Origin of the sequence: Streptomyces sp. NPDC096013 (assembly GCF_044763565.1) — a bacterium.
GTDB lineage: Bacteria > Actinomycetota > Actinomycetes > Streptomycetales > Streptomycetaceae > Streptomyces.
Genome location: NZ_JBIWGK010000010.1, coordinates 41,957 through 67,014 on the forward strand (window position 1 = coordinate 41,957; position 25,058 = coordinate 67,014).

At 70.6% G+C, this 25,058-nt stretch carries 29 protein-coding genes; 17 read left to right on the forward strand and 12 right to left on the reverse strand.

The features are described from left to right. Nucleotides 1-349 precede the first annotated feature (349 nt). On the reverse strand, nt 350-571 hold the full coding sequence (locus tag ACIRB1_RS29965; protein ID WP_403467623.1) for a hypothetical protein: 222 nt from the start codon (nt 569-571) through the stop codon (nt 350-352). Further along, the gene (locus ACIRB1_RS29970) at nt 568-699 is read right to left on the reverse strand and encodes a hypothetical protein (RefSeq protein ID WP_403467624.1); all 132 of its coding nucleotides are present in this window, start codon (nt 697-699) and stop codon (nt 568-570) included. The genes ACIRB1_RS29965 and ACIRB1_RS29970 overlap by 4 nt, the downstream gene beginning before the upstream one ends. Nucleotides 700-1,074: 375 nt before the next feature. Here ACIRB1_RS29970 and ACIRB1_RS29975 point away from each other — a divergent pair, with 375 nt between their 5' ends. Both ACIRB1_RS29975 and ACIRB1_RS29980 read left to right on the forward strand, forming a co-directional pair. Beyond that, nucleotides 1,075-1,341 (forward strand): hypothetical protein, encoded by a 267-nt coding sequence (locus ACIRB1_RS29975; RefSeq protein ID WP_403467625.1) that lies wholly within the window; start codon nt 1,075-1,077, stop codon nt 1,339-1,341. 77 nt (nt 1,342-1,418) lie between these two features. Further along, entirely contained in the window at nt 1,419-1,574 is a 156-nt protein-coding gene (locus ACIRB1_RS29980) for a hypothetical protein (protein WP_403467626.1), read from the forward strand. A gap of 21 nt (nt 1,575-1,595) precedes the next feature. On the opposite strand, the gene ACIRB1_RS29985 is transcribed toward ACIRB1_RS29980, so the two are convergent. The 3 genes from ACIRB1_RS29985 to ACIRB1_RS29995 all read right to left on the reverse strand — a co-directional run bounded on the left by ACIRB1_RS29985 (nt 1,596) and on the right by ACIRB1_RS29995 (nt 2,966). Continuing rightward, nucleotides 1,596-1,781, reverse strand: coding sequence for a hypothetical protein (locus tag ACIRB1_RS29985; protein WP_403467627.1), 186 nt, complete (start codon nt 1,779-1,781; stop codon nt 1,596-1,598). Beyond that, on the reverse strand, nt 1,781-2,557 hold the full coding sequence (locus ACIRB1_RS29990; RefSeq protein ID WP_328830808.1) for an SDR family NAD(P)-dependent oxidoreductase: 777 nt from the start codon (nt 2,555-2,557) through the stop codon (nt 1,781-1,783). The genes ACIRB1_RS29985 and ACIRB1_RS29990 overlap by 1 nt, the downstream gene beginning before the upstream one ends. A 73-nt stretch (nt 2,558-2,630) precedes the next feature. After that, on the reverse strand, nt 2,631-2,966 hold the full coding sequence (locus ACIRB1_RS29995; RefSeq protein ID WP_352185006.1) for a YnfA family protein: 336 nt from the start codon (nt 2,964-2,966) through the stop codon (nt 2,631-2,633). A gap of 124 nt (nt 2,967-3,090) precedes the next feature. Here ACIRB1_RS29995 and ACIRB1_RS30000 point away from each other — a divergent pair, with 124 nt between their 5' ends. The 4 genes from ACIRB1_RS30000 (at nt 3,091) to ACIRB1_RS30015 (ending at nt 5,619) form a co-directional block, all read left to right on the forward strand. Further along, entirely contained in the window at nt 3,091-3,567 is a 477-nt protein-coding gene (locus ACIRB1_RS30000; RefSeq protein ID WP_352185005.1) for a hypothetical protein, read from the forward strand. 110 nt (nt 3,568-3,677) lie between these two features. After that, complete coding sequence (locus ACIRB1_RS30005; RefSeq protein ID WP_352185004.1) at nt 3,678-4,151, forward strand: MarR family transcriptional regulator; 474 nt, start codon at nt 3,678-3,680, stop codon at nt 4,149-4,151. A gap of 213 nt (nt 4,152-4,364) precedes the next feature. Further along, nucleotides 4,365-4,892, forward strand: coding sequence for a DUF1062 domain-containing protein (locus ACIRB1_RS30010; RefSeq protein ID WP_352185003.1), 528 nt, complete (start codon nt 4,365-4,367; stop codon nt 4,890-4,892). Nucleotides 4,893-5,073: 181 nt separating this feature from the next. After that, a complete protein-coding gene (locus tag ACIRB1_RS30015) occupies nt 5,074-5,619 on the forward strand; it encodes a hypothetical protein (RefSeq protein WP_352185002.1) in 546 nt (181 codons plus the stop codon). On the opposite strand, the gene ACIRB1_RS30020 is transcribed toward ACIRB1_RS30015, so the two are convergent. The 3 genes from ACIRB1_RS30020 to ACIRB1_RS30030 form a co-directional block, all read right to left on the reverse strand. Continuing rightward, nucleotides 5,588-6,322 carry a response regulator transcription factor gene (locus ACIRB1_RS30020; protein WP_352185001.1) on the reverse strand — a complete coding sequence of 245 codons (735 nt, stop codon included), beginning with the start codon at nt 6,320-6,322 and terminating at the stop codon, nt 5,588-5,590. The genes ACIRB1_RS30015 and ACIRB1_RS30020 overlap by 32 nt on opposite strands. Next, nucleotides 6,319-7,494 (reverse strand): histidine kinase, encoded by a 1,176-nt coding sequence (locus ACIRB1_RS30025; protein WP_352185000.1) that lies wholly within the window; start codon nt 7,492-7,494, stop codon nt 6,319-6,321. Before ACIRB1_RS30025 ends, ACIRB1_RS30020 begins: the two co-directional genes overlap by 4 nt. Nucleotides 7,495-7,609: 115 nt before the next feature. Continuing rightward, nucleotides 7,610-8,431: a DUF6597 domain-containing transcriptional factor gene (locus tag ACIRB1_RS30030; RefSeq protein WP_403467628.1), complete on the reverse strand. Its 822-nt coding sequence runs from the start codon at nt 8,429-8,431 to the stop codon at nt 7,610-7,612. Nucleotides 8,432-9,025: 594 nt separating this feature from the next. Between ACIRB1_RS30030 and ACIRB1_RS30035 the strand changes: the two genes are divergently transcribed. The 4 genes from ACIRB1_RS30035 (at nt 9,026) to ACIRB1_RS30050 (ending at nt 13,158) form a co-directional block, all read left to right on the forward strand. Next, a complete protein-coding gene (locus tag ACIRB1_RS30035; protein WP_403467629.1) occupies nt 9,026-10,132 on the forward strand; it encodes an LLM class flavin-dependent oxidoreductase in 1,107 nt (368 codons plus the stop codon). After that, entirely contained in the window at nt 10,129-10,725 is a 597-nt protein-coding gene (locus ACIRB1_RS30040; RefSeq protein ID WP_403467630.1) for an FMN reductase, read from the forward strand. Before ACIRB1_RS30035 ends, ACIRB1_RS30040 begins: the two co-directional genes overlap by 4 nt. 201 nt (nt 10,726-10,926) lie before the next feature. After that, nucleotides 10,927-11,697: a response regulator transcription factor gene (locus ACIRB1_RS30045; protein WP_403467631.1), complete on the forward strand. Its 771-nt coding sequence runs from the start codon at nt 10,927-10,929 to the stop codon at nt 11,695-11,697. Further along, complete coding sequence (locus ACIRB1_RS30050; RefSeq protein ID WP_403467632.1) at nt 11,698-13,158, forward strand: ATP-binding protein; 1,461 nt, start codon at nt 11,698-11,700, stop codon at nt 13,156-13,158. Nucleotides 13,159-13,258: 100 nt separating this feature from the next. On the opposite strand, the gene ACIRB1_RS30055 is transcribed toward ACIRB1_RS30050, so the two are convergent. From ACIRB1_RS30055 to ACIRB1_RS30070, 4 genes are all read right to left on the reverse strand, one after another. After that, entirely contained in the window at nt 13,259-14,638 is a 1,380-nt protein-coding gene (locus ACIRB1_RS30055; protein WP_403467633.1) for a histidine-type phosphatase, read from the reverse strand. Between the two features lie 162 nt (nt 14,639-14,800). After that, the gene (locus tag ACIRB1_RS30060; RefSeq protein WP_403467634.1) at nt 14,801-14,956 is read right to left on the reverse strand and encodes a hypothetical protein; all 156 of its coding nucleotides are present in this window, start codon (nt 14,954-14,956) and stop codon (nt 14,801-14,803) included. A 249-nt stretch (nt 14,957-15,205) separates the two neighbouring features. Beyond that, nucleotides 15,206-16,024, reverse strand: a complete 819-nt coding sequence (locus ACIRB1_RS30065) for an SAM-dependent methyltransferase (protein WP_352184992.1) — start codon at nt 16,022-16,024, stop codon at nt 15,206-15,208. Nucleotides 16,025-16,240: 216 nt separating this feature from the next. Beyond that, nucleotides 16,241-16,912 carry a hypothetical protein gene (locus tag ACIRB1_RS30070; RefSeq protein ID WP_266769625.1) on the reverse strand — a complete coding sequence of 224 codons (672 nt, stop codon included), beginning with the start codon at nt 16,910-16,912 and terminating at the stop codon, nt 16,241-16,243. Between the two features lie 369 nt (nt 16,913-17,281). On the opposite strand from ACIRB1_RS30070, the gene hemL reads away from it, so the two are divergent. From hemL to ccsB, 7 genes are all read left to right on the forward strand, one after another. Continuing rightward, nucleotides 17,282-18,589 (forward strand): glutamate-1-semialdehyde 2,1-aminomutase, encoded by a 1,308-nt coding sequence (gene hemL, locus ACIRB1_RS30075; RefSeq protein ID WP_352185044.1) that lies wholly within the window; start codon nt 17,282-17,284, stop codon nt 18,587-18,589. Further along, the gene (locus ACIRB1_RS30080) at nt 18,586-19,266 is read left to right on the forward strand and encodes a histidine phosphatase family protein (RefSeq protein ID WP_352184991.1); all 681 of its coding nucleotides are present in this window, start codon (nt 18,586-18,588) and stop codon (nt 19,264-19,266) included. The genes hemL and ACIRB1_RS30080 overlap by 4 nt, the downstream gene beginning before the upstream one ends. 147 nt (nt 19,267-19,413) lie before the next feature. Further along, on the forward strand, nt 19,414-20,715 hold the full coding sequence (locus ACIRB1_RS30085; RefSeq protein WP_352184990.1) for a hypothetical protein: 1,302 nt from the start codon (nt 19,414-19,416) through the stop codon (nt 20,713-20,715). 77 nt (nt 20,716-20,792) lie between these two features. After that, a complete protein-coding gene (locus ACIRB1_RS30090) occupies nt 20,793-21,395 on the forward strand; it encodes a TlpA disulfide reductase family protein (protein ID WP_352184989.1) in 603 nt (200 codons plus the stop codon). A 6-nt stretch (nt 21,396-21,401) separates the two neighbouring features. Beyond that, nucleotides 21,402-22,163: a cytochrome c biogenesis protein CcdA gene (locus ACIRB1_RS30095; RefSeq protein WP_352184988.1), complete on the forward strand. Its 762-nt coding sequence runs from the start codon at nt 21,402-21,404 to the stop codon at nt 22,161-22,163. Between the two features lie 3 nt (nt 22,164-22,166). Beyond that, entirely contained in the window at nt 22,167-23,966 is a 1,800-nt protein-coding gene (locus tag ACIRB1_RS30100) for a cytochrome c biogenesis protein ResB (protein WP_352184987.1), read from the forward strand. After that, a complete protein-coding gene (ccsB, locus tag ACIRB1_RS30105; RefSeq protein ID WP_352184986.1) occupies nt 23,966-25,048 on the forward strand; it encodes a c-type cytochrome biogenesis protein CcsB in 1,083 nt (360 codons plus the stop codon). Before ACIRB1_RS30100 ends, ccsB begins: the two co-directional genes overlap by 1 nt. Nucleotides 25,049-25,058 lie beyond the last annotated feature (10 nt).

Consider the following 25,058-nt stretch of genomic DNA (forward strand, 5'->3'; position numbering starts at 1 on the left):
GGCCGTCGTGTTGATGTTGTGGCGCGAGCCTAGGTCGACTGTTCGAGCGACGTGCGGATGATCGACACGGTTCACTCGTGCGGGCTAACCAAGGAGGATGCGGAGAGTCAAGGTGGCGGCTGTTCTGAGATCGCTCTGGGGTCTCTCTGACCCCGCTGTGAATTCGCTTCCTATTGCTGCGAATTCCAGCCAGCGTCGCACGTCAAAATGCATACGCCATTCGCGAAAGCATTGATTGTACGCGTCCCTCATTGCTGCCCTCGAATTTAACTGTGATGCTGCGCGGGAGTTGGTCCCACCCCCACCCGCAGTGTCTCGGAGGACAGCACATGCGTGAACAGCAGGAGAATCAGGGTGAGTTGAGTCGGCGGGCCGTGGTGGCGGCCGGGGCCGTTACCGCCTTCACGCCCGCCGCCTCGCTGCTGCCGTTGGACAACTTCACCGCCGTGCACGACGACCTCAACGTCCGTGTGCTGCTGGTGGAGTCCGGGTCCCGGCGGATCGCGCCGGCCGTGCTGGACCTGACCTCGATCAGCGCGGAGGCGGTCGCGCTGATGCGGGACGCGATCACCGGGGCACCGGTGTGGCCGCCGCGAACATCATGGTCACCGTCACCCACTGCTTCTCCGCGCCGCATGTGCGGGCGAGTTCGTCCTCGGCCGGTGCCGCCGCGTACGTCCAGAACATCGTCGCCGCCACCAAGTCCGCCGTCGCCGACGCCGTGAAGAACCTCCAGGACGCCGAGGTCGGCTACGGCTCCGGTCGAGTTGACGTCAACGTGAACCGCAACGTCCTGACCGCGGACGGCTACTGGCTCGGCGTGAATGAGCAACTGCCCTCCGACAAGGGCGTGTACGTCGCCCGCTTCAACGACCTCGACGGCAACCCGATCGCCGTCCTGGCCAACTACAACGTGCAGTCCTGCGTGATGCAGGACTCCGTCATGGCCGACGGCACCCTCCCGATCTCCGCCGACCTCGCCGGCGCGGCCGTGGCGCACGTCGAGAGCCAGTACCCCGGCGCCGTCGGCTTCTGGCTGGTCGGGTCACCTTCACCCCCACCGGGACAACCCAGTTGCCGCTCTGGGTCTTCCAGGTCGGCAAGGGCGTCTTCGCGGGCGTGGAGCCGGAGTTGTCCACCTCGACCGCGAACACGATCCGCGAGAACTCGTCCTTTTCCAGCACGTTCGTCATGTCGATGTTCGAGGGCGGCGCGAAGAACATGCCCGACAAGTGGAATTTCGACCACGTCACCTATGCGGCCGTTGACGGCTTCTACATCAAGGGCACCACGGAGAAGGCCGCGGTGCGAATCGATCGCATCATCAAGTCCCTGAACTGAATCCGGGCGAGGTGAATGGAGATGCGGATGATGACCACAAGGCGTGCCTTTGAGGGCGGGTTCCGGGGATGGCTGCGGTGGCCACCACAGGCCTTGCCGCGTGCGATTCGGATTCGGGTTCGGATGCGAAGAGCGGTACCGGTCACGACCGGGCCAAATCCTGTCCGCTGGTCCTGTTCATGCACGACGCGAGCCTGATCACCACCACGGTGCGGGCGACGCCTGCGCCATGAGGCCCGACTGCCGCGCCGCGCCTACTTGTTCGGGGCGTGGGTCACCGCGTAGATCATCACGAACGCGACGACATGGATGCCGAAGAGGAAGTAGCCGAGGAAGTACCAGACCTTGCGTTCGTTCCTGGTCTCCTCGGCCAACCGGCGCTTGTCCAGGGCCTCTTGGGAGTTGTCGGGGCCGTCCGGGCGGCCCGCTTCGCCGGTCATCACAGCTCCCGGTGGACCTTGGTGTTCGAGGCCTGGGCGCGGGGGCGGACGACGAGGAGGTCGATGTTGACGTGGCTGGGGCGGGTGACCGCCCACGTGATGGTGTCGGCCACGTCGTCGGCGGTGAGGGGCTCGGCGACGCCCGCGTAGACCTTCGCCGCCTTCTCCGCGTCGCCGCCGAAGCGGGTCAGCGCGAACTCGTCCGTCTTGACCATGCCGGGCGCGACCTCGATGACCCGCACCGGGGTGCCGACGATCTCCAGCCGCAGCGTCTCCGCGAGGACGTGCGAGCCGTGCTTGGCGGCGACATAGCCCGCGCCGCCCTCGTACGTGCCGTGGCCCGCCGTGGAGGAGACGACCACGACCGTGCCGTCGCCGCTCGCGGTGAGGGCCGGGAGCAGGGCCTGCGTGATGTTCAGGGTGCCGAGGACGTTCGTCTCGTACATCGTGCGCCAGTCCGCGGGGTCGCCGGTGGCGACCGGGTCGGCGCCGAGCGCGCCGCCCGCGTTGTTGACCAGGACGCCGATCGTCTTGAACGCGGTCGCGAACTCGTCGACGGCGGCCCGGTCGGTGACGTCGAGGGCGTAGGCCGTGGCCTGGCCGCCGTTCGCGTTGATCTCCTCGGCGAGCGCCTCGATACGGTCCTTGCGGCGTGCGGTGACGACGACGCGGTACCCGGCGGAGGCGAGCTGCCGGGCCGTGGCGGCGCCGATGCCGCCGCTCGCCCCGGTGACGACCGCGATTCGGGAGGCGGCGGACGGTGCGGCGGTGGCCATGGGCTGCTCCTGGGGACGGTTCGACGGGATCGTACGTACGACTCCGTCCAGGATAGGCGGGCCCGGTTCCGGGTCAGTTCCCCCTCGGCGCCCACATGATCACGGCCATCCCGGCCAGGCAGATCAGGGCGCCGGCGATGTCCCAGCGGTCGGGCCGGTAGCCGTCGGCGACCGCGCCCCAGGCCAGTGAACCGGCGACGAAGATCCCGCCGTAGGCCGCGAGGATGCGGCCGAAGTGGGCGTCGGGCTGGAAGGTGGCGACGAAGCCGTAGACGCCGAGGGCCATGATCCCGCCGCCGATCCAGAGCCAGCCGCGGTGTTCGCGCACCCCCTGCCAGACCAGCCAGGCGCCGCCGATCTCGAAGAAGGCGGCGACGACGAAGAGGGCTGCGGAGCGGAGCACGAGCATGGGCGCCATCAGATCACGCGGCTGTCACCTGTTGGAGGGCGCCTGTCACCCGCTCCGCGGGGGATACATCCGTACGACCACGGTGGCGTGGTGCAGGGGCGCGGCGTACTGAGGAGCGGATCGCATGCGGGTACCAGGGGTACTGCGGATTCTCGCGGCAGGGGGTGCCGCACTGGCGGTGATGGGCGCGGCGCCGGGGCACCCGGACCTCCCCGGCCCGGAGGCGGATCTCGCCTATCACGGCTCCGCCGCCATGACCGCCGGGCGGGTCGACGTCCGGTTCACCCCGCGCAACCACGGCCCGTCCGCGGTGCCCGACGCGACCGTACGGCTGCGCTGGTCGAAGCCGCTCGCGGACGCGCAGACGCTGCCGGAGGGGTGCGCGCGGTCGGGGGAGCGGGCGGTGGTCTGCCGGACGGGGGCGCTCGCCGCGGACGGCGTGGGCGAACGGATCGACCTGCGGGTACGGATGCGGGACACGTCCTCCGAGGTGCTGATGGAGCTGGACACGCTGTGGGGCGGGGGCGCGGTGGACGGGAACCGGGCCAACGACCAGCAGCGGGTGCTCGTCCTGGACACCGGTGACACCTACTACTTCTGAGCCACACCCGTGAGAGCGCGGAGCCGCGCCCGCGAGCACGTCGTACGATCTCGATCTCCGCACGGCACGGACGGCACGCGCGGGACGGCACAGGCGACGAGGGGTGCGACATGTCCGGGAACGCGCGGGCGCGGCTGCTGCACGAGTTGTCCTCCGTGTCGCGCCGGTACATGGCGTCCTACGCCCTGTTCAACCAGGCCGTCGCCGACCGCCTCGGGCTGCACCCCACCGATCTCCAGTGTCTGAACCTGCTCACCCTGGAGGCCGGGCCCGTGACGACGGGCCGGGTCGCCGAGCTGACCGGGCTGACGACGGGGTCGGCGACGCGGCTCGTGGACCGGCTGGAGCGGGCCGGTTACGTGGTCCGTGAGCGGGACTCGGAGGACCGGCGGCGGGTGCTGGTGGCGACCGTGCCGGAGAAGATCGCCGAGTTCGGGCGCACATGGAACCGGCTCGGCGGCGGCTGGTTCACCCTCTTCGACGATCTCGGCGACGCCGAACTCGCCGTGATCGTCGGGCACATGAGGCGGACGGTGGAGTTCAGCGGGCAGCAGATCGCGCGGCTGCGTGCGGGGGACGTGTAGCGCCCACGGCGCCGAAAACCCGTTGAGCGGCGCCGTCGGACGCCGTTAGCGTGCTGTGGAATCCCGTCGTCTGGGCAAGGACGTTCCGTTGCACACCGTGTGAGACCTCCCGAGTGCTGATCTGTCGCGCGTCGCGTCTGTGCGCCGCGCCTCTTTCCGCTGCGGACTTCTCACTGGAACCGGTGTACTTCTGTGCTCGCGACCTGGTTTGTCATGCCCACCTGCCTTCCGCTCGTCCTCCGCCGTTGCCACGCGTGCGCGTCCGAACGCTTCCGCGCGCACGGCAAGTTCCGTGTCAACGCCCATCACAAACTCATCGACGCCTGGCTCCTCGCGCTCTGCGACGGCTGCGGGGCCACCACGAAGCTGACGGTCCTGGAGCGGGCGAACGTGCGCTCCGTACCGCCAGGACTCCTGGACCGGCTGCACGCCAACGACCCCGTCCTGGCAGCCGAGTTGCTCCAGGACCCGGTGCTGCGGCGACGTAACCGCATCGCCCTCGACTGGGCCGGAGCCTGGCGTCTCGACACCGGCGGAACGGAGCACCTCGACCACGAGGTGATCGACGTCGCGGTGCGGTTCGGGGCGCGGATACCGGTCCGGCCGGTACGGCTGATCGCCGAGGGCTGCGGTCTGTCACGGGCCGAGGCCGGGAGGCTGATCGCGGACGGGAGCCTCGTGTCGGGGGTCCGGCTGGACGCCCGGCTCACCGGCGACTTCACGTTCACGCTCAAGCGCTGAGCCGCAGGGGCGGTCACCGGCGGCGGACCGCCCGGCGACCGCCCCCAAGAGGCGGCTCCACCTGTCATCTCCACCCGGAGTTCCACCCGTGGGTCCGGGAGCTTTCCCGGCTCCGGCGGAAGAGTCGTCCTCAGGAAAACGCGCGGCGGGACCACCGCCGGAGACCGAGGAGTGCGACGTCATGACGGACATGGAGCAGGCGCTGACGATCAGCGGGGGCATCTTCGCGGTGATGATGCTGACGCAGTACGGACGCCGGAAGTACGACCTGCACAAGGTGCTGATGCCGATCGGCACGGTGTCCGCGGTGGGCTACTTCTATCTGAAGGGGATGCCCGCCCACCACGCCGACGTGGTCGTCTATCTGGTGGGCGCCGCGATCGGACTGGCCTGCGGTCTCGTGGCGACGCTCACGACCGGCGTCGAGCGGGACCCGGGCACGGGGAAGGTGCACACCCGGTGCGGCGCGGGCTTCGTGGCGATCTGGACCGCGGTGGTCGCCCTGCGCGTCGCCTTCATCTTCCTCGCCGAGCACAACACCTGGTTCCGCGACCACCTCGGCACGTTCATGCTGGACCACCACATAGCGCAGGACGCCGTCGCGCCGTTCTTCGTCATCATGGCGCTGGCCATGGTCCTCACCCGGGTGTTCCTGCTGCTGGCCCGCGTCCGCCTGCCGGCACCGGCCGGGACCCTCACCCGTGGGTCTTCACCAGTCCGTGGGTGAACGCGTACCTCACGGCGTGCGCCCGGTCCCGCAGATGGGCCTTGGCGAAGAGGTTGTTGATATGGGTCTTCACCGTGGCCTCGCTGACCACCAGCCGCTCCGCGATGCCCCGGTTGGTCAGGCCCTCGCCGATCAGGGTGAGGACCTCGACCTCCCGGGGGGTGAGGTCCGGGGCGAGTCCGCTGGCAGGCCGCTCGGCGGGGACCCCGCCCCGCGCGGCGGCGGCGACGAGCCGGTCCCGTACGGCGGGGTCGAGCACGGACTGCCCGGCCGCCGCGGCCCGCACCGCGCGGGTGATGTCCTGCCGGCCGGACTCCTTGGTGAGGTAGCCGCGGGCGCCGGCACCGAGCGCGGCGAGGATGTACTCCTCGTCGGCGAAGGTGGTGAGCACCACGACGGCGACCCGGGGAAAGCGCTCGGCGATCAGCCGGGTGGCCTCCACCCCGTCCACCCGCGGCATGTTGAGATCCATCAGGATCACGTCCGGCGAGTGCTCCTCGGCGGCCCGCACGGCCTCCCCGCCGTCCTTGGCCGTCGCGACGACCTCCACGCCGGGCTGGAGATCCAGTACGGTCGCCAGCGCCTCGCGCACGGCGGTCTGGTCGTCGGCGACGACCACCCGGACCAGGCCCTGCTGCTCGCGCCGAGCATCCGCCTGCTCCTGCTCCTGCCCCTGTCGCTGCCCCTGCTTCTCGTCGCTCATGCCGGGATCACCACGCGCACTCGCCATCCTCCCGCGTCGTCGCCGTCCACGATCGGCCCGGCCGTGACCGTGCCGCCCACCAGGTCGAGGCGCTCGCGCATCCCGACGAGTCCCATCCCGCTCCCCGCTCCCGCCAAGGGCCGAGAGCCCTCCGGCGGCGCGGAGTTGACCACCTCGAAGACGGTCTCCTCCGGGAGCCCCTCCCGTTGTTCCAGGTACTCCAGGCGCATGCGGACCGGGGCGCCGGGTGCGTACTTGTGCGCGTTGGTCAGCGCCTCCTGGGCACAGCGCACGATCACCTGGGTGCGGCGGACGGGCAGTTCACGCGGCGGCCCGTCGACGGTCAGGGTACCGGCGCCGGTCGCGGATTCGAGCATGGACCGCAACGTCTCCACCAGCGGCAGCGCGTCCTCGCGCAGGTCCCCGACCGTGCGCTGCACCTCGGTCAGCCCCGAGCGCACCAGGCTCTGCGCCCGCTGGGCCGCCTCCCGGGCCCGCCCGATGTCGCCGGACTCCAACAGGGCGTCGGTGACCTCCAGTTGCATGTTCACCCCGGCCAGCGAGTGGGCCAGTACGTCGTGCACGTCCCGGGCTATCCGAGCCCGCTCGGCGAGCGCCTCGGCCCGTGCCACGGCCCGCGCGGCCAGCTCCGCCTGCTCGGCGGCGGCCCGCGCGGAGCGCAGTGCCTCGGCGTGGGCGCGGTTGGAGATGCCTACGAGCACGCTGACCCCGGTGAAGGCGCCCACGATCCACGAGGTGTGGTGCCCGCCCCACGGCAGGAGCAGTACCCCCGCGCAGAGGATGCTGGTGCACGCGGCGAAGGGCAGGGAGCGGCGGCTGTCGAGGCGGTACCCGGCGTGCCCGGTGACGAAGTAGGCGAACAGGGCCGAGGCACCGGACCGGTCGAGAGCCAGCAGCGCGGCGGCCCCGAGCGACCAGACGCAGAGCACCGTGAGCTGCGCGCGGGGCGAGAGCCGGTCCTCGGGGATGAGCCGCGTGCACGTCATCAGCGAGACCAGGACGAGCAGACACAGCACCGCGAGCCCTGTGCCGGAGGTGCCGATCGGGCGCACCGCGATCGCGCCGACGACGATGCCGGCGACCGTCCCGAAGACCTGCATGGGGTTGTTGTCCTGGGTGAACCAACGGGTCAGGGTCTGGGTTCGGTGCACCGTGCTCTCTTCCCGCTGTCGTCCGGCCGCTGCGAAAGCTACCAGCGGGCGGGTGGGTGCGTCGGCCCAGTGCCGCTGGTCCGCCGAAGGCGCACGCGGGATCGGGAAACCGGCGTCAGCGCCCGCCCTGCCCGCTCTGCGCACCCTGCGCGTACGCCGTCGGGGTCACCCCGACCGTGGCTGTGAAGTCGCGGACCAGGTGGGCCTGGTCGGCGTAGCCGAGGTCGGCGGCCAGCCCTGCCCAGTCCACGGGCTCGCCGACGCCCGCCCGCTCCAGGGCGTCGTGGATGCGGTAGCGCAGGATGACCCACTTCGGGCCGACGCCGACGTAGCCGGCGAAGAGGCGTTGCAGCAGCCGTACGGAGAGGCCCTCCGCGCGGGCGAAGTCGGTCACGCGGCGGATCGTGCGGTCGGTGCGGATGCGGTCGACCAGGGTGGTCGCGAGGTCGGTCTGCGGATCGGGGCGGGGGACGAGGGCGAGCAGGAAGGCGTCGAGCGCGGCGACGCGGGCGGTCTCGTCGGCGGGGTCCAGGACCGTGGCGGGGTCGGTGCCGGGGAACACCTCGGGTTGCCGGACCCGCCGTCCCGTCCACTCCGACACCGGGCGGTCCGGCGCGACCGAACGGAACGCGCCGGGCCGGAACTTGATGCCGCAGACCCGTCCCCGTCCCTCCAGTTTCTGGGCGAAGAGGCCGTGCGGGATGCCCGCGACCTCGACGAAGGCGTCCTCGCCCGCGAGCCGCTGGAAGACGATGTGCACGGCCGGGTGCGGGACGACGTGGGAGACGTAGGGCTCGGTCAGGTCCCAGTCGATGAGCCAGTAGTGCTCGATGTACGGGCGGAGGGGCCCGGCGGGTTCGGGGCGGCGGAAGTGCACGCGCGCGAGGAGCTCGGCGGGGTCGACGATTCCTCGGGTGTCACGGTCCGGGACGGCCATGAGGCGATCGTAGGACGAGCCACTGACAACGGCCGGGGGGTGACGTTGACGGGGGCCGACCCGGACATTGGCGGCAGCTTCACCCGGGCCTGCCCAGGCGTCGGCATCGACCCCGCGTGGGCCGCCTCAGGCGTTGGAGTCAGCCCCGTTCGGGCCAGCTCCGGCACCGGCATCGACTCGGCGCGGGCGGGCTCAGGCGTTGGAGTCAGCCCAGTCCGGGACTGCGCGGCACGGCATCGACCCCGCGCGGACATGCCCAGGCGTCGGAGCCGCCCCCGCCCGGGCCGCGGCGGCTCCGGCACTGGCGTCAGAGGCACGCGGGCCGGCACCGGCGTCGCCCACGCTCCGGCCAGCTTCGGTGTCGGGGTCAGCCCCGCCCCGGCCTGCGCGGGCACGGCATCGTCCCCGCCCCGGCCTCCCAGGCGTCGGCGTCAGCCGCACCCGGGCCCGCCCACGCACCGGCACCGAGTCCGCCCGCACCCCTCCGGAATCCGCCCCACCCCGCCCCCCGGCCCCCCCCCCGCGGAATATGTGCGGCGAGGTAGCCGTTGGGGGGTATAGTTGAATAATCAACAACCTGGAGGGTGAACGACCATGCAGTTCGGGATCTTCAGCGTCGGCGATGTCACACCGGACCCGACCACCGGACGGACGCCGACCGAGCGGGAGCGCATCAAGGCCATGGTCGCCATCGCGCTGAAGGCCGAGGAAGTCGGGCTCGACGTCTTCGCGACCGGTGAGCACCACAACCCGCCGTTCGTGCCGTCGTCGCCCACCACGATGCTCGGCTACATCGCGGCGCGGACGGAGAAGCTGATCCTCTCCACCTCCACCACGCTCATCACCACCAACGACCCGGTGAAGATCGCGGAGGACTTCGCGATGCTCCAGCACCTGGCCGACGGCCGGGTGGACCTGATGATGGGCCGCGGCAACACCGGCCCGGTGTACCCGTGGTTCGGCCAGGACATCCGCCAGGGCATCAACCTCGCCATCGAGAACTACGCCCTGCTGCGCCGCCTGTGGCGCGAGGACGTCGTGAACTGGGAGGGCAAGTTCCGCTCGCCGCTCCAGGGGTTCACCTCGACGCCCCGCCCGCTGGACGACGTACCGCCGTTCGTCTGGCACGGTTCGATCCGCAGCCCCGAGATCGCCGAGCAGGCGGCCTTCTACGGCGACGGGTTCTTCCACAACAACATCTTCTGGCCGGCCGACCACACCAAGCAGATGGTCGAGCTGTACCGGGAGCGGTACGCGCACTACGGGCACGGCACACCGGAGCAGGCCATCGTCGGGCTCGGCGGCCAGGTCTTCATGCGGAAGAACTCCCAGGACGCCGTCCGCGAGTTCCGCCCGTACTTCGACAACGCCCCGGTCTACGGCCACGGGCCCTCCCTGGAGGACTTCACCGACCAGACCCCGCTGACGGTCGGCTCCCCGGAGGAGGTCATCGAGAAGACCCTCGCCTTCCGCGACTACGCCGGTGACTACCAGCGCCAGCTGTTCCTGCTGGACCACGCCGGGCTGCCGCTCAAGACGGTCCTGGAGCAGCTCGACCTGCTGGGCGAGGAGGTCGTACCCGTCCTGCGCAAGGAGTTCGCGGCCAACCGCCCGGCGAATGTGCCGGACGCGCCGACCCACGAGTCGCTGCGTGCGGCGGCCGAGGAAGCCGAGGAGAAGGAAGGGGTGACCGTCGCATGAAGCTGGTCGTCGTCTCGGCGGGCCTGAGCGTCCCCTCGTCCACCCGCCTGCTGGCCGACCGCCTGGCCACCGCCACGGCGGACCGCGTCCCCGCGGAGATCCAGGTCGTGGAGCTGCGCGACCTCGCGGTCGAGATAGCCCACAACCTCACCAACGGCTTCCCCGGCAAGAAGCTGGCGTCCGCGCTGGCCGCGGTGACGGAGGCGGACGGCCTGATCGCCGTCACCCCGGTGTTCTCGGCGTCGTACAGCGGACTGTTCAAGTCCTTCTTCGACGTCCTGGAGAAGGACGCGCTGGCCGGCAAGCCGGTCCTGATCGCGGCGACGGGCGGCAGCGCCCGCCACTCCCTGGTCCTGGACCACGCCCTCCGCCCGCTGTTCGCCTACCTCCGGGCGATCGTCGTCCCGACCGCGGTCTACGCCGCCTCGGAGGACTGGGGCGCGGAGGGCCTCCCGGAACGTGTCGACCGGGCGGCGGGCGAGCTGGCCGCCCTGATGCGGGGCCTGTCGGCAGCGCGCCCGGCGGACAGGCCGGCGGTCGTACCGTTCGCGGACCAGCTGGCGGCACTGAACATCGGCCCGTCCGGCGGGTGAGGACGAGGCTCCGTTCAGGGCCGAAGCGGGGCCCGGGGGGCTGGGGGCGCGGCCCCCGGGCGGGTCTGCCGCACCCGACCGTGAGAAGACGGTAGGAGCGGGGGCCGGGTTGCGCCCACCTCGGTGAGAGCCAGGTAAAAAGGGTGATCGTAGACCCGCCCCCACCGCCCCACCGCCGGAGGCCTTGGCACACTGGATGACGTGCCCCAGACTGTGCTGCTCGCCGAAGACGACCGCGCCATCCGTCATGCCCTGGAGCGGGCCCTGACCCTGGAGGGCTACCAGGTGACCGCGGTCGCCGACGGTGTCGAGGCGCTCGCGCAGGCGCACCGCACCCCGCCGGACATCCTGCTCCTCGACGTCATGATGCCCGGCATCGACGGCCTCCAGGTCTGCCGTGTGCTGCGCGCGGAGGGCGACCGCACCCCGATCCTCATGCTGACGGCACTCGTGGAGACCGCCGACCGCATCGCCGGTCTCGACGCCGGCGCCGACGACTACGTCGTGAAGCCCTTCGACGTGGAGGAGGTCTTCGCCAGGCTCCGCGCGCTGCTCCGCCGCACCAGCCCGGTCCCGGCGAACGGCGTCCCCGGAACCCCCGGCCCGTCCGGAATCCCCGGCACCGCCCCCGACGTACTGCGGGACGACCCGCACACGGCGATGTCCTCCGACAAGCAGATCTCCGCGGCCGGTCTCCGCATGGACCTCCAGGCCCGCCGCGTCTGGCGCGACGACCGCGAACTGGAGCTGACCCGGACCGAGTTCGAACTCCTCGAACTCCTCGTCCGCAACGCGGGCATCGTCCTGGACCACTCCACGATCTACGACCGCATCTGGGGCTACGACTTCGGCCCCGGCTCCAAGAACCTCGCCGTCTACGTCGGCTACCTGCGCCGCAAGCTCGACCAGCCCGGCGCGCCGCAGCTGATCCACACGGTGCGTGGCGTGGGTTACGTGCTGCGGGAGGACTGAGTGGGCCGCCTGCGGCGGTTCGTGGCCACCAGGCGACCCAGGCTCGTCTCGCTGCGCACCACGTTCGTGGTGTCCTTCGCGGCGGTGACCGCGGCCGTCACCCTGCTCGTCGGCGTGCTGTCGTACGGCGCGGCGGCCCGCCTGGTCCGCGTCGATCAGGAGTCCGTGTTCGACCAGGTCGTCCAGGATCTCCAGGACGAGGTGCGCACGCACCAGATGACCCCGGACGACTTCTCGTCCTCCGCGCCCGGCCACGACATCGTGCGCCCCGCCCGCACGGACGTGCAGGTGCTCGGCCCGGACGGCGGTGTCCTCGACAGCGGCAGCCCGGCGCTGCCCGTCACCGGCGACGACCGGGCGATCGCGGGCGAGCGGATCGCCGGGAAGACGGCCGAGCACAAGGACGTCGCCGTCGCCGAGGACGTGTACCGCATCGCGACCGTCTCGCTCGGGGCCGGGCGGGGCGCGGTGCAGGTCGCGCAGGAGTTCAGCGACACGGAGGATCTGCTGCGGGCCCTTCAGCAGCGGACGTTCGTGCTGATGGCGGCCGTGGTGGTGCTGGCCGGGCTGTGCGGCTGGTGGCTGGCGCGGCGCATCACGCGCCGGCTGATCGTGCTCACCGCCGCCGCCGAGGACGTGGCCCGCACCCGCCGCCTCGGCGTCCAGGTGCCGGTCACCGGCTACGACGAGGTGGGCCGCCTCGGCCGCGCCTTCGACCGGATGCTCGGCCGGCTCGCGCAGTCGGAGGAGGACCAGCGCCGTCTGATCCAGGACGCGGGCCACGAGCTGCGCACCCCGCTGACCTCCCTCCGTACGAACATCTCGCTGCTGCGGCGGATCGACGAGCTGCCGCCCGCCACGCGCGAGGAGCTGGTCGCCGACCTCTCGCAGGAGGCCCGCGAACTCACCGACCTGGTCAACGAGTTGGTGGACCTCGCGGCCGGCCAGTCCGACACCGAGCCGCCCCAGCAGGTCGACCTCGCCGACATCGCGGAGGACGTGGCGGGCCTGGCCCGCCGCCGCACCGGCCGGGACATCACCGTCCGCGCGAGCGGCGACACCACGACCGACGGCCGCCCCGGCATGCTCCAGCGCGCGATCTCCAACCTCGTCGAGAACGCGGCCAAGTTCGACCGCGCAGGCCAGACCCCGATCGAGATCGCGGTCTCGGGCCCGGCCCTCCCCGGCACGGTCCGCGTCGAGGTCCTCGACCGGGGCCCCGGCGTCTCCGAGACCGACCTCTTCCGCATCTTCGACCGCTTCTACCGCGCCGCCGACGCCCGCTCCCTTCCCGGCTCCGGCCTCGGCCTCTCCATCGTCCGCGAGGTCGCCCTGGCCCACGGCGGAGCACCCTTCGCGCTACGGCGGGACGGCGGCGGCTCGGTGATCGGCTTCACGGTCGGCGGCGCGGCGGAGCCGGGGCCCGGGTCCCGGGGCACCCGGCCGGGGCTGCGGAACTGACGTGCCCGGGGCGGGGTTGCGGAACTGACTTGCCTGGGCGGGAGTCCGTCGGCCTCGATCCGCCTCAACCGGTGTCAGCTGGTCTCGGCCGGTCGCCGGGTCAGCCGTTGGAGCCCGTCCGGCCGAAGCAGCGCTCCAGTTCGTTCAGGTCGTAGAACTTGCTGCCCTTGGAGACGGGACGGCAGCCCGCCTTGAACGCGGTCTCCTTCTCGTTGTAGAGCATGCGGACCAGGTAGGTGCTGCCCTTGCGGAAGACGTCCCACTGGATGTTCGAGCCGAGGGGGGCCACGGCCGCGCCGCGCCAGGAGTTGGTGGCGTAGGTGTACGGGTGCTCGGCGGTGACGCCCTGGGTGCTGCCCGGGAGGCCCATCAGCGCGGCCAGCGGGATGATCTCCTCGGCGTGCGTGAAGCGGAGTTCGGCGCCCAGGCCGCTGGTGCCGTCGCGCTTGGCCTCGGCCTTCTTGAAGAAGTCGTCGAGCAGGACACCGGCCATCCTGTACGTGATGTCGCTGTCCGCGAAGCCCGGCCCCTTCTCGTAGAAGTCCTCGGTGTCGGAGACGTACCCGAACCAGTCGGCGTCGGCCGCCGAGAGGTACCGGTCCATGCCCCAGCCCTTGCCGCCCGGGCTCTCCTCGCTCATCGCGGGGGCGATGGCGTACAGGTTGTAGACGGCGGTGGCGGCCTCGACGTCGGTGCCGATCGACGCGAACTCGCCCGCCGTGATCCGGTCCACGAACGCCGGCGTGAACAGCTTCCTCAGTACGTCACGGGCGGCCCGGTGCGTCCTCGGCTGGTCGGTGAGGGTCTTCAGGGTGGTGGCGAGCCGCTGGTCGTTGGCGATGTAGTCGCGGTACGCGGCACCCCCGTCCGCCTTGTGGAAGTAGAGCAGGTCCTTGTCGGTACGGGTCGTGCCGATCAGGGAGGTCAGATCGGGGTCGGTCTGGGCGAGGGCCGCGCCGTAGAGGTTGGCACTGTCGACCGCACGGCCCTGACCCGAGCTGACGACGTCGATGGTCTCCTTCTTCTTCGCGATCGACGCGAAGAGAGTCGGCAGCCGCTTCGCCATGCGTACGGCGGTGTCGTGGATCTCCTCCTTGCCGCGCGCGCTGAGGTTCCCGTAGCCGACGGTGCTCATGGCGGCTTCGAGGGCCTTGGCCTTCGGCCCGAACTCCCGGCCCTTCGCGGTGAGTTGACCCTCGGCCCGGGCCTTGTCGAGGAGCGCGAGGATCAGGTCGCCGTCCGAACTGTCGGTCGCGGAACGGGCCCCGTGCCGCGACACGTTCTCGGTGAAGACGGGGGTGAAGCCGGCCGGGACCTTCTGGTACGAGCGGGAGTCCTGCTCCGGCTGGTACACGGCCTTCGTGCCGAAGCTGTCGGCGTGGGCGTCGCCGCCGCCGTGACCGGGGGCGGCCTGGGCGGCGAAGGGGGTGGCCAGCAGCGCGGTGACGCCCAGGACCAGGGCGGGGGTGACACGTCTCATGAGCGGCATGCTTCGCGGGGGACGTGAACGCGAGGTGCACGCGGGGTGACCCCGCAGGCCCGGCTTTCCCGGCGGTCCCGGTGGGTGTGATGTGTCGCCGCCGGGGCGGTGGTGTCGGTGAGCGGAGCGGCGCCGCTCAATAGGGGTAGGTGGAGCGGGAGTTCATGGCCGTGCCGCCGTGCCGTCGGCCGGGGTGAACAGGTGGGCCATCGCCTGCCAGAGGGGCATGACGCGGGGCGTGCCGCTGGGGGTTCGCCGGGTGGCGGACGGCCGGGTGGTGCGGGCGTTCTTCGTGAGGGAGACGGCGGTGTGGGACATGGCGGGCGGTTCCTTCCGGCGAGTCGTCGACCTTGGCCTTGCGAGGTCAACGATGCCGTCGCCGGGCTCCCGCCACGAGGGGGTGGGCTGCCCGGTCCGGGGTACGGCTGGCACCACCCCCGCCCGGGGGACGGCCCGTTGCGCGGCAGGGCGTCCAACTCCGCCCGGACCACGACAGGTTGCGCGATCCGGGCGGATTGGGCGGGCTGGACGGGCTGGGCGACCAACTGCCGTGCACCACACCGATGGCTAGTTGTCCTTGCGGGCGACTCCGCCGTAGATCCCGATCGGCGTGGCGCCGGGCGCCGGGGTCTCCTCCGGGCGCCAGTGCGTGACGCGGACCAGGCCCGGGTCGACGAGGGTGAAGTCGCCGAAGAAGTCCAGGACTTGGGCGTGGGAGCGGAGGTTGAGGGTCGCGGTGGCCCGGTTGTAGACGGAGGCCGCGTCGTGCCGGCCGTCCTCGTGGACGTCGCCGGTGGCGTGCGAGAGGACGAGGTAGGAACCGGTCGGCAGGGCGTCGCGCAGGGTGGCGACGATGCCGTAGGGATCGCCCTCGTCGGACAGGAAGTGGACGACGGCGACCAGCAGGACCGCGACCGGCTGGTCGAAGTCGATGGCCTTGCGGACCTCGGGGTGGTCGAGGATCGTGCGGGGGTCGCGCAGGTCGGCCAGGATGACGGAGGTGTCGGTGTCCTCCATGAGGGCCATCGAGTGGGTGCTGACGATCGGGTCGTTGTCGACGTAGACGATCCGGGTGTCAGGGGCGATGGCGTGCGCGATCTGGTGCACGTTCGGCTCGGTGGGCAGGCCGGTGCCGATGTCGAGGATCTGGCGCACCCCGCCCTCGGCGACGATGTGCCGGACGGCGCGGTGCATGAAGCGCCGGTTCGCCCGGACCCCTTCCCGCACCTCCGGTGCCGCCTTGATGAACTGCTCGGCGGCCTCCCGGTCGACCTCGTAGTGGTCCTTGCCGCCGAGGAAGTAGTCGTACATCCGGGCCGGGTGGGGCTTGCTGGTGTCGATGATCAGTGGCTGCGCGTCACTGCCGTCTCCGCTGGGAGAGGTCATGGGGCCAGGCTCCGTCTTGGTGAGTGGCTGTCAGATCATCATCCTGGCATGCCGACCGTCGGGCTCAGGCCCGCACTGTACAAACGGCGCCCCCCGCCCCGCCACTCCTTGACCGCCCCGGCGCCCCGCACCCACCCCAACGCCCCCGAACACGAAAAAGGCGAGGCCCGAAGACCCCGCCCCTCACCTCACCTCACGTCACGGCCGAACCCCGACTCAAGGCCACACAAGGCAGTACGGCTGATGCCCCGCCTCATGCAACCGGTGGCTGAAGTCCTGCCACTCGTGCAGCAACTGGTACACATTGAACGCGTCCCGAGGCCCACCCCGGTCCGGCACCGTCGACCAGATGAACGCCGCCGCGCCCACCGCCTCCTCGCCGATTCCGCGCAGCGGGTCGACGACCGTCATCGGGAGTTTGACGACGGCGTAGTCGGGGTGGAGGACCACCAGTTCCAGCGGGGGCACCTTGTTGAGCGGGACGCCCTCGATGCCGGTGAGGACCATCGCGGCCATCGTCTCCGGCTTGATCTTGGTGAACATGCCGTTCATGCCGAGCTCGTCGCCGCCCAGTTCCTCGGGGCGCATCGAGATCGGGACGCGGGCCGCGGTCGCGCCGTCGGGCGCGCCGAAGTATTTGTAGGTCACCCCCACCCGACCACCATTCCTGCTCCCCGCCCGCAACTGATCGATCCGACGTTCGATACGGCGCTCGTCGCGATCCGACTCATCCGAACCCACATGGGATCCACCGGACCCCCCGGACCCGGGACCACTCTGCCGTGCCGCCTCGGCGGCCTCCTCCGCGTCGCGCCGGTGCTTCCCCCGCCGGGCACGCCGAGGACCCAGGTCGTCAGTCCCCTCGCCCAGTCCGCCACCGCGATGCATATCTCCACCCGACTGCTTTTCCAGGACGCGTGGCCCTCGCCGCGCAACCCGATCATCGTGTCAGTGACCTCCCCCACGGCCGCCCGCCGAAACGTGCGCTGAAACACCTGTCCGCAGGATCTGCGCAAGCCCTGAACACCGGCGCCCGCATGTGCTGTGTGTCCCTGTGTGTATCAGGTCCCAGTCTCGCAGACGGGTGGGGGCCCCTGCCCGTTCTCCCGCCGCCTACCCTGAGGAGGTCCCTGAGTCACCGGACCCCAGTGATCCGAGAAGTCCGAGAAGCCGGAGAAGTCGCAGGTCATGACCGAAACGTCCAGCGGAACGCCCAGCGAAACGCCCAGCGGAGGGGCGAGCGGGGCGCCGCACGCCCTGCCGTACCCCTACGACGCACCCGTCTCGCAGGCTCTCTTCGACCGTGCGGCGGTCGTCACCCCGGGCGGCGTGAACTCCCCGGTGCGCGCCTTCCGTGCCGTCGGCGGCACGCCCCGCTTCATGGTGTCCGGCACCGGCCCCTATCTGACGGACGCGGACGGCCGCGAGTACGTCGACCTCGTCTGCTCCTGGGGCCCGATGATCCTTGGGCACTCGCACCCCGAGGTGATCGCCGCCGTCCACGACGCCGTCTCGCGCGGCACCTCCTTCGGCACCCCGGGTGAGGGCGAGGTCGCGCTCGCCGAGGAGATCGTCGCCCGCGTCGAGCCCGTGCAGCAGGTGCGGCTCGTGAGCAGCGGGACCGAGGCCACGATGTCCGCGATCCGGCTCGCCCGCGGGTTCACCGGCCGGCCCAAGGTCATCAAGTTCGCCGGGTGTTACCACGGTCACGTCGACGCGCTGCTCGCCGCCGCCGGTTCCGGTGTCGCCACCTTCGCGCTGCCCGACACCCCCGGCGTCACCGGCGCCCAGGCGGGCGACACGATCGTGCTGCCGTACAACGACCTCGAAGCCGTCAACGAGGCCTTCCACCGGCACCCTGGTGAGATCGCCTGCGTGATCACGGAGGCCTCGCCGGGGAACATGGGTGTCGTGCCGCCGATGCCCGGGTTCAACCAGGGGCTCAAGGACGCCTGCCGGAAGAACGGTGCCCTCTTCATCTCCGACGAGGTCATGACCGGGTTCCGCACCAGCAGGGCCGGCTGGTTCGGGATCGACGGGGTCGTACCCGACCTGATGACCTTCGGGAAGGTCATGGGCGGCGGCTTCCCCGCCGCCGCGTTCGGCGGGCGCGCCGACATCATGGCGTACCTCGCCCCCGCCGGGCCCGTCTACCAGGCCGGCACCCTCTCCGGGAACCCCGTCGCCACCGCCGCGGGCCTCGCCCAGCTGCGCCTCCTCGACGACGCGGCCTACGACACGATCGACGCCGTGTCCGCGCAGATCCAGGCCCTGGTCACCGAGGCGCTCGCCAAGGAAGGCGTCGCGCACCGCATCCAGCACGCCTCCAACATGTTCTCCGTGTTCTTCACCGACCGGAGCGTGCGCACCTACGAGGACGCCAAGGCGCAGGAGTCGTACCGCTTCACCGCGTTCTTCCACTCGATGCTGGCGAACGGTGTCTATCTGCCGCCCTCGTCCTTCGAGTCCTGGTTCGTGTCCACGGCCCACGACGAACGGGCCATCCAGCGGATCGCCGACGCCCTCCCGGCGGCGGCCCGAGCGGCGGCGGAGGCCACCGAATGAGCAGCAGTGACATCACCGTCGTCCATGTGATGCGGCACGGGGAGGTCGCCAACCCCGACGGCGTCCTCTACGGCCGTCTTCCCGGCTACCACCTCTCCGAGCTGGGGCGGCAGATGGCCGACCGGGTCGCCGAGCACCTCTCCTCCCGCGATGTCACCCACGTCGTCGCCTCCCCGCTGGAGCGCGCGCAGGAGACCGCCACCCCGATCGCCAAGGCGCACGGCCTCGACCTCGGGACCGACGCGCGGCTCATCGAGGCCGAGAACGTCTTCCAGGGCAAGACCTTCGGCGTGGGCGACGGCGCGCTGAAGAAGCCGGACAACTGGAAGTACCTGGTCAACCCGTTCAAGCCGTCGTGGGGTGAGCCCTACGTCGATCAGGTCGTCCGCATGATGGGCGCGCTGGACGCCGCCAAGGACGCCGCGCGCGGACACGAGGCGGTGCTGGTCAGCCATCAGCTGCCGATCTGGATCGTGCGGTCGTACGTCGAGCGGCGGCGGCTGTGGCACGACCCGCGCAAGCGGCAGTGCACCCTCGCGTCCCTGACGACGTTCACCTACCGCGGCGACAAGATCGTGTCCGTCGGCTACACCGAGCCGGCCCGCGATCTCGTCCCGGCCCATCTCCTCGCCGGCGCCAAGCCCGTCAAGGGCAAGGACAAGGCGTTCGGCGCCTGAAAAAGACGGGTTGATCACTCGTCAGGGGCGGATCCGGTGACGGCCCTGTGACATTTGTTTCGCAACCCACATCGTTCTCGGCGAACTTTCTTGTCCGTCGCGTCCTCTCACAGGTAGACCACAGAGGACGCGACGGATGGGGAAGCAATGCGGAGTCTCACTCGACGAGGCGCACTCGGAGTCGGTGCGGGCGCCGCGGCGGCCGTAGGACTCGCGGGGTGCGGGACGCTCGGCTCGGACAAGCCGAGCCCCTCCGGCGGTTCGGGCAAGGGACACTCCGGCGGCCCCACCAAGTCGATGGAGCCGCGCGCCAAGCCCATCGGTGACGGCTCCACGTCCTTCACCGGCGCGCAGCCCAAGCAGCCCGCGAAGCCGGTGCCGCTGGAGCCGGGCCAGACCCCGCCGCAGTTCGTGATCTTCTCCTGGGACGGCGCGGGCGAGGTGGGCAACGGCCTGTTCCCCCGCTTCCTCGACCTCGCCAAGCAGCACGGCGCGAGCATGACCTTCTTCCTCTCCGGCCTCTATCTGCTGCCCGAGTCGAAGAAGCGCCTGTACAACCCGCCGAACAACGCCCGCGGCGCCTCCGACATCGGCTACCTCACCGACGAACACGTCAAGGCCACCCTCACCAACGTCCGCCGCGCCTGGCTCGAAGGCCACGAGATAGGCACCCACTTCAACGGCCACTTCTGCTCCGGCTACGGCACGGTCGCCCACTGGACGCCCCAGCAGTGGCGCAGCGAGATCGACCAGGCCAAGTCCTTCGTCAAGGAGTGGCGCACCAACACCGGCTGGACGAACCTGCCGTCCCTGCCCTTCGACTACGAGAAGGAACTCGTCGGCGGCCGCACCCCCTGCCTGCTCGGCCAGGACAACCTGCTGCCCACCGCCCGCTCGCTGGGCTGGCGCTACGACGCCTCCTCGCCCGGCGGCCGTCAGGTCTGGCCCGTCAAGCGCAACGGCGTCTGGGACTACCCGCTCCAGGCCGTCCCCTTCCCCGGGCACAGCTTCGAGGTCCTCTCGATGGACTACAACATGCTGGCCAACCAGTCGGTCAACTCCACCAACGCGCCCGCCTACAACTACCCGGGCTGGCGTACCCAGGCCGCGCAGGCCTACATCTCCGGCTTCCAGCGGGCGTACGAGACCAACCGCGCCCCCTTCTTCATCGGCAACCACTTCGAGCACTGGAACGGCGGCATCTACATGGACGCCGTCGAGCAGGCCTTCAAGCACATCGCCCGGCTGAAGGAGAAGGGCGAGGACGTACGCCTCGTCTCCTTCAAGCAGTTCACCGACTGGATCGACGTGCAGAAGCCCGAGGTGCTCGCCAAGCTGCGCGGCCTCGACGTCGGCCAGGCCCCGGCCGGCGGCTGGAAGTCCTTCCTCGCCGCGAGCCCCGACGCGTCCTCGTCGGCCTCCTCCACGGCCACCGGAGACGCCGCCTGAAATGCGGTTTTCCGCCCGAGGGGCGCCCTTGAGGGGGGCGCGCAAGATCCCCGGAACGGACATGCGAAACTTTTCACATGAGTGCCGCCAGTCGCGCCCGTAGCCGCTCCGTCCTGTCGACCGCCGGTGTCGCCGTCGCCGCGTTGGTGCTGTCCGCGTGCAGCTCCGGAGGCACCTCCGGAGGCTCGGGCAACACCAACTTCATCACCGGCTCCGACGGCATCGCGACCGTCAAGAAGGGCGACCGACAAGCCGCCCCCGACCTGTCCGGCAAGACCATCGACGGCAAGACGCTCGACACCGCCGACTACAAGGGCAAGGTCCTCGTCGTCAACGTGTGGGGCTCCTGGTGCTCCCCGTGCCGCGCCGAGGCGGACAACCTCGTCCAGGTCGCCAAGGCCACCGCGGGCAAGGACGTCCAGTTCGTCGGCCTCAACACCCGTGACACCAGCACCGAACCGGCCGTCGCCTTCGAGAAGAAGTACGCCGTCCCGTACCCGAGTCTCTACGACCCGACGGGCCGGCTGATGCTCCGCTTCAAGAAGGGCACCCTCAACCCGCAGGCCATCCCCTCCACGATCGTCATCGACCGGGACGGCAAGATCGCGGCCCGCGCGCTCCAGGCACTCAGCGAGGACAAGCTCCGCGAGATGCTCGACCCGGTCATCGCGGAGAAGTGAGCTGACGTGCTGCTGGCCGCAACCACAGGCCTGAACTCCACGGTCTACAGCGGGGCCCTGCTGCTCGCGCTGCCGATCGCGGTGCTCGGCGGGCTCGTCTCCTTCTTCTCGCCCTGCGTCCTGCCGCTCGTCCCCGGCTATCTCTCCTACGTCACCGGAGTCAGCGGCACCGACCTCGGTGAGGCGCGCCGGGGCCGGATGGTCGCGGGCGCCTCCCTCTTCGTGCTCGGTTTCACCGTCGTGTTCGTCTCCGGCGGGGCGCTGTTCGGCTACTTCGGGCAGACGTTGCAGGAGCAGCAGGGGGTCATGACCAAGATCCTCGGCGTGTTCATGATCCTCATGGGCATCTTCTTCATGGGGCTCATGCCCTGGCTGACCCAGCGTGAGTTCCGCTTCCACAAGCGGCCCGCCGCCGGGTTGATAGGGGCGCCCGTGCTCGGCGCGCTGTTCGGGATCGGCTGGACGCCCTGCATCGGCCCCACGCTCGCCTCCGTCATCGCGCTCTCCTCGCAGCAGTCGAGTGCCGGTCGCGGCGCCATACTGACCGTCGCGTACTGTCTCGGCCTGGGTGTCCCCTTCGTCCTCACCGCGGTCGCGTTCCGCAAGGCCCTCGGCGCCTTCGGCTGGGTCAAGCGCCACTACGTCTGGGTGATGCGCGTCGGCGGCACCATGATGATCGTGACCGGCGTGCTGCTGCTCACCGGTGCCTGGGACGCGCTGGTGCAGGACATGCAGGGCTGGTCCGACGGCTTCACTGTAGGGATCTGATCGATGAGCAAGACGACCGCCGACTCGGCCGCCGAGACGCCCCGGGCCGACTCCTCCGCCGACGACCAGGACCTCGGCGCCGCCGGCTCCCAGCTCTCCACGGCCCCCGTCGAGACCGCCATGCCCGGCTCCTTCGGCGGCAACCGCAGGCCCGGCCCGGCCGGCTGGCTCGCCTGGACCGGCCGTGAGGCGCTCGGCTGGGCGCGCTGGATGTGGCGCCAGCTGACCTCGATGCGGGTCGCGCTGATGCTGCTGTTCCTGCTGTCGCTCGGCGCGGTCCCCGGCTCGCTGATCCCGCAGTCCGGCACCGACGCGCTGAAGGTCTCCGAGTTCCTGGACGCGCACAAGACGCTCGGCCCGATCTACCAGAAGCTCGGCCTCTTCCACGTCTACGGCTCCGCCTGGTTCGGCGCGATCTACGTCCTGCTGTTCGTCTCCCTCATCGGCTGCATCATCCCGCGCACCTGGCAGTTCGTCGGCCAGCTCCGCGGCCGGCCGCCGGGCGCGCCCAAGCGCCTCAACCGCCTTCCCGCGTACGCCACGTGGCGTACCGCCGCCGAGCCCGAGCAGGTCCGTGAGGTCGCCCTCGCGACCCTGCGGAAGCGCCGCTTCCGCGCCCATGTCGACGGTGACGCCGTCGCCGCCGAGAAGGGCTACCTCCGCGAGACCGGCAACCTCCTCTTCCACCTCGCGCTGATCGTGATGCTGATCGCCTTCGCCTGGGGACAGCTCTTCAAGTCGGAGGGCGACAAGCTGATCGTCGAGGGCGACGGCTTCTCCAACACCCTCACGCAGTACGACGACTTCAAGTCCGGGAACCTCTTCAGCGACGACGACCTCGTGCCCTTCAGCTTCAACCTGAAGAACTTCGTCGGCACCTACGAGCGCACCGGCCCCAACCGCGGCACCCCGCGCACCTACCAGGCCGACATCACCTACAGCCTCGGCGCCTACGGCAAGGCGGAGAAGCACACCATCAAGGTCAACGAGCCGCTGGAGATCGGCGACTCGAAGGTCTATCTCGTCAGCCACGGCTACGCCCCGGTCGTCACCGTCCGGGACGGCAAGGGCAACGTGGTCTACCACCAGGCCGTGCCGATGCTGCCGATCGACTCCAACGTCACCTCGCAGGGCGCGATCAAGGTCCTCGACGGCTACAAGAACGCCCAGGGAGTCGCCGAACAGCTCGGCTTCGCGGCCCTGTTCGTGCCGACGTACGCCAAGGGCAGCGGCACGATGTTCTCCCAGTACCCCGGGCTGGACTACCCGGTGCTCAACGTGACCGGCTACCACGGTGACCTGGGCGTCAACTCGGGCATCCCGCAGAACGTGTACCAGCTGGACACCAAGAACCTGAAGCAGTTCAAGACCGCCAAGGGCGCCATCCTCAAGTCCCAGCTGCTGCCGGGCGAGACGATGAAGCTGCCGAACGGCGCCGGGTCGATCACCTTCGACAAGCAGATCAAGGAGTGGGCGGGCTTCCAGGTCGTCCAGCAGCCCGGCACCGACTGGGCCCTGGCCGGCGCGCTCACCGCGATCCTCGGTCTGGCCGGCTCCCTGTTCATCCAGCGCCGCCGCGTCTGGGTGCGGGCGACCACCGGCGACGACGGTGTCACCGTCGTCGAGATGGCCGGGCTCGGCCGCAGCGAGTCCGCGAAACTCCCCGAGGAACTCGGCGACCTGGCCGCGCTCGTGCACGACCGGGCCCCGACGAAGACCGAAGACGACGCACCGAACACCCCCGACTCCGACGGCTCCCCCGTCGAACCGCCCGTACCCGCCGAAGGGGCTGAGCAGCAGTGATGAACCTCGCCGCCGCCACCAACGAACACCTGGCCAACCTCAGCAACACGCTGATCTACTCCTCGATGGCCGTCTACACCCTGGCCTTCTTCGCGTACATCGCCGAATGGACCTTCGGCAGTCGCAGCAAGATCGGCCGTACGGCCGCCGCGCTGACCGGCACCGCCGCGAAGAAGGCGGACGCGCCCGCCGTCACCGTGCAGACCGCCGGCGGCACCGCCGTCCTGGAGCGGCCCAAGGTCGTCGTCCGCGCCGCGTCCGGCTCGCGCGACGTCCCGGACGGGCCCGGCGCGCACGGCGGCGACGAGCAGGGCGACCTCTACGGCCGTATCGCCGTGTCCCTCACGGTGCTCGCGTTCCTCGTGGAGCTGAGCGGCGTCATCGCCCGCGCGGCCTCGGTGGAGCGGGCGCCCTGGGGCAACATGTACGAGTTCAACATCACCTTCTCCACGGTCGCCGTCGGTGTGTACGTCACGCTGCTGCTGCTCAAGAAGAACGTGCGCTGGCTCGGCCTGTTCCTGGTCACGACGGTCCTCCTCGATCTCGGCATCGCGGTCACCGTCCTGTACACCGCCAGCGACCAGCTGGTTCCCGCGCTCCACTCGTACTGGCTGTACATCCACGTCTCCACGGCGATCATCTGCGGCGCGGTCTTCTACGTCGGCGCGGTCGGCACCCTCCTGTACCTCTTCAAGGACAGTTACGAGAACAAGCTGGCCAACGGCGGCCAGCCCGGCGCCTTCGCCACCTCCGTGATGGAGCGGCTGCCCGCCTCGGCGAACCTCGACAAGTTCTCCTACCGCGTCAACGCGGCCGTCTTCCCGCTGTGGACGTTCACGATCATCGCGGGCGCGATCTGGGCCGAGTCCGCGTGGGGCCGCTACTGGGGCTGGGACCCGAAGGAGACCTGGGCGTTCATCACCTGGGTCGCCTACGCCTGCTACCTGCACGCCCGCGCCACCGCCGGCTGGAAGGGCCGCAAGGCCGCCTACCTGGCCCTGATCGCCTTCGGCTGCTGGCTGTTCAACTACTACGGCGTCAACATCTTCGTCGGCGGCAAGCACTCCTACGCCGGCGTGTAGGCCGCGACTC

What these genes read in the sequence shown, in the direction of transcription:
- ACIRB1_RS29985 (WP_403467627.1), bottom strand. Translation starts at nt 1,781, where the DNA reads ATGACCGGCGAAGCGGGCCGCCCGGACGGCCCCGACAACTCCCAAGAG.
- ACIRB1_RS29990 (WP_328830808.1), bottom strand. Translation starts at nt 2,557, where the DNA reads ATGGCCACCGCCGCACCGTCCGCCGCCTCCCGAATCGCGGTCGTCACC.
- ACIRB1_RS29995 (WP_352185006.1), bottom strand. Translation starts at nt 2,966, where the DNA reads ATGCTCGTGCTCCGCTCCGCAGCCCTCTTCGTCGTCGCCGCCTTCTTC.
- ACIRB1_RS30000 (WP_352185005.1), top strand. Translation starts at nt 3,091, where the DNA reads ATGCGGGTACCAGGGGTACTGCGGATTCTCGCGGCAGGGGGTGCCGCA.
- ACIRB1_RS30005 (WP_352185004.1), top strand. Translation starts at nt 3,678, where the DNA reads ATGTCCGGGAACGCGCGGGCGCGGCTGCTGCACGAGTTGTCCTCCGTG.
- ACIRB1_RS30010 (WP_352185003.1), top strand. Translation starts at nt 4,365, where the DNA reads ATGCCCACCTGCCTTCCGCTCGTCCTCCGCCGTTGCCACGCGTGCGCG.
- ACIRB1_RS30015 (WP_352185002.1), top strand. Translation starts at nt 5,074, where the DNA reads ATGACGGACATGGAGCAGGCGCTGACGATCAGCGGGGGCATCTTCGCG.
- ACIRB1_RS30020 (WP_352185001.1), bottom strand. Translation starts at nt 6,322, where the DNA reads ATGAGCGACGAGAAGCAGGGGCAGCGACAGGGGCAGGAGCAGGAGCAG.
- ACIRB1_RS30030 (WP_403467628.1), bottom strand. Translation starts at nt 8,431, where the DNA reads ATGGCCGTCCCGGACCGTGACACCCGAGGAATCGTCGACCCCGCCGAG.
- ACIRB1_RS30035 (WP_403467629.1), top strand. Translation starts at nt 9,026, where the DNA reads ATGCAGTTCGGGATCTTCAGCGTCGGCGATGTCACACCGGACCCGACC.
- ACIRB1_RS30040 (WP_403467630.1), top strand. Translation starts at nt 10,129, where the DNA reads ATGAAGCTGGTCGTCGTCTCGGCGGGCCTGAGCGTCCCCTCGTCCACC.
- ACIRB1_RS30055 (WP_403467633.1), bottom strand. Translation starts at nt 14,638, where the DNA reads ATGAGACGTGTCACCCCCGCCCTGGTCCTGGGCGTCACCGCGCTGCTG.
- ACIRB1_RS30060 (WP_403467634.1), bottom strand. Translation starts at nt 14,956, where the DNA reads ATGTCCCACACCGCCGTCTCCCTCACGAAGAACGCCCGCACCACCCGG.
- ACIRB1_RS30065 (WP_352184992.1), bottom strand. Translation starts at nt 16,024, where the DNA reads ATGACCTCTCCCAGCGGAGACGGCAGTGACGCGCAGCCACTGATCATC.
- ACIRB1_RS30070 (WP_266769625.1), bottom strand. Translation starts at nt 16,912, where the DNA reads ATGCATCGCGGTGGCGGACTGGGCGAGGGGACTGACGACCTGGGTCCT.
- ACIRB1_RS30080 (WP_352184991.1), top strand. Translation starts at nt 18,586, where the DNA reads ATGAGCAGCAGTGACATCACCGTCGTCCATGTGATGCGGCACGGGGAG.
- ACIRB1_RS30085 (WP_352184990.1), top strand. Translation starts at nt 19,414, where the DNA reads ATGCGGAGTCTCACTCGACGAGGCGCACTCGGAGTCGGTGCGGGCGCC.
- ACIRB1_RS30090 (WP_352184989.1), top strand. Translation starts at nt 20,793, where the DNA reads ATGAGTGCCGCCAGTCGCGCCCGTAGCCGCTCCGTCCTGTCGACCGCC.
- ACIRB1_RS30100 (WP_352184987.1), top strand. Translation starts at nt 22,167, where the DNA reads ATGAGCAAGACGACCGCCGACTCGGCCGCCGAGACGCCCCGGGCCGAC.
- ccsB (WP_352184986.1), top strand. Translation starts at nt 23,966, where the DNA reads ATGAACCTCGCCGCCGCCACCAACGAACACCTGGCCAACCTCAGCAAC.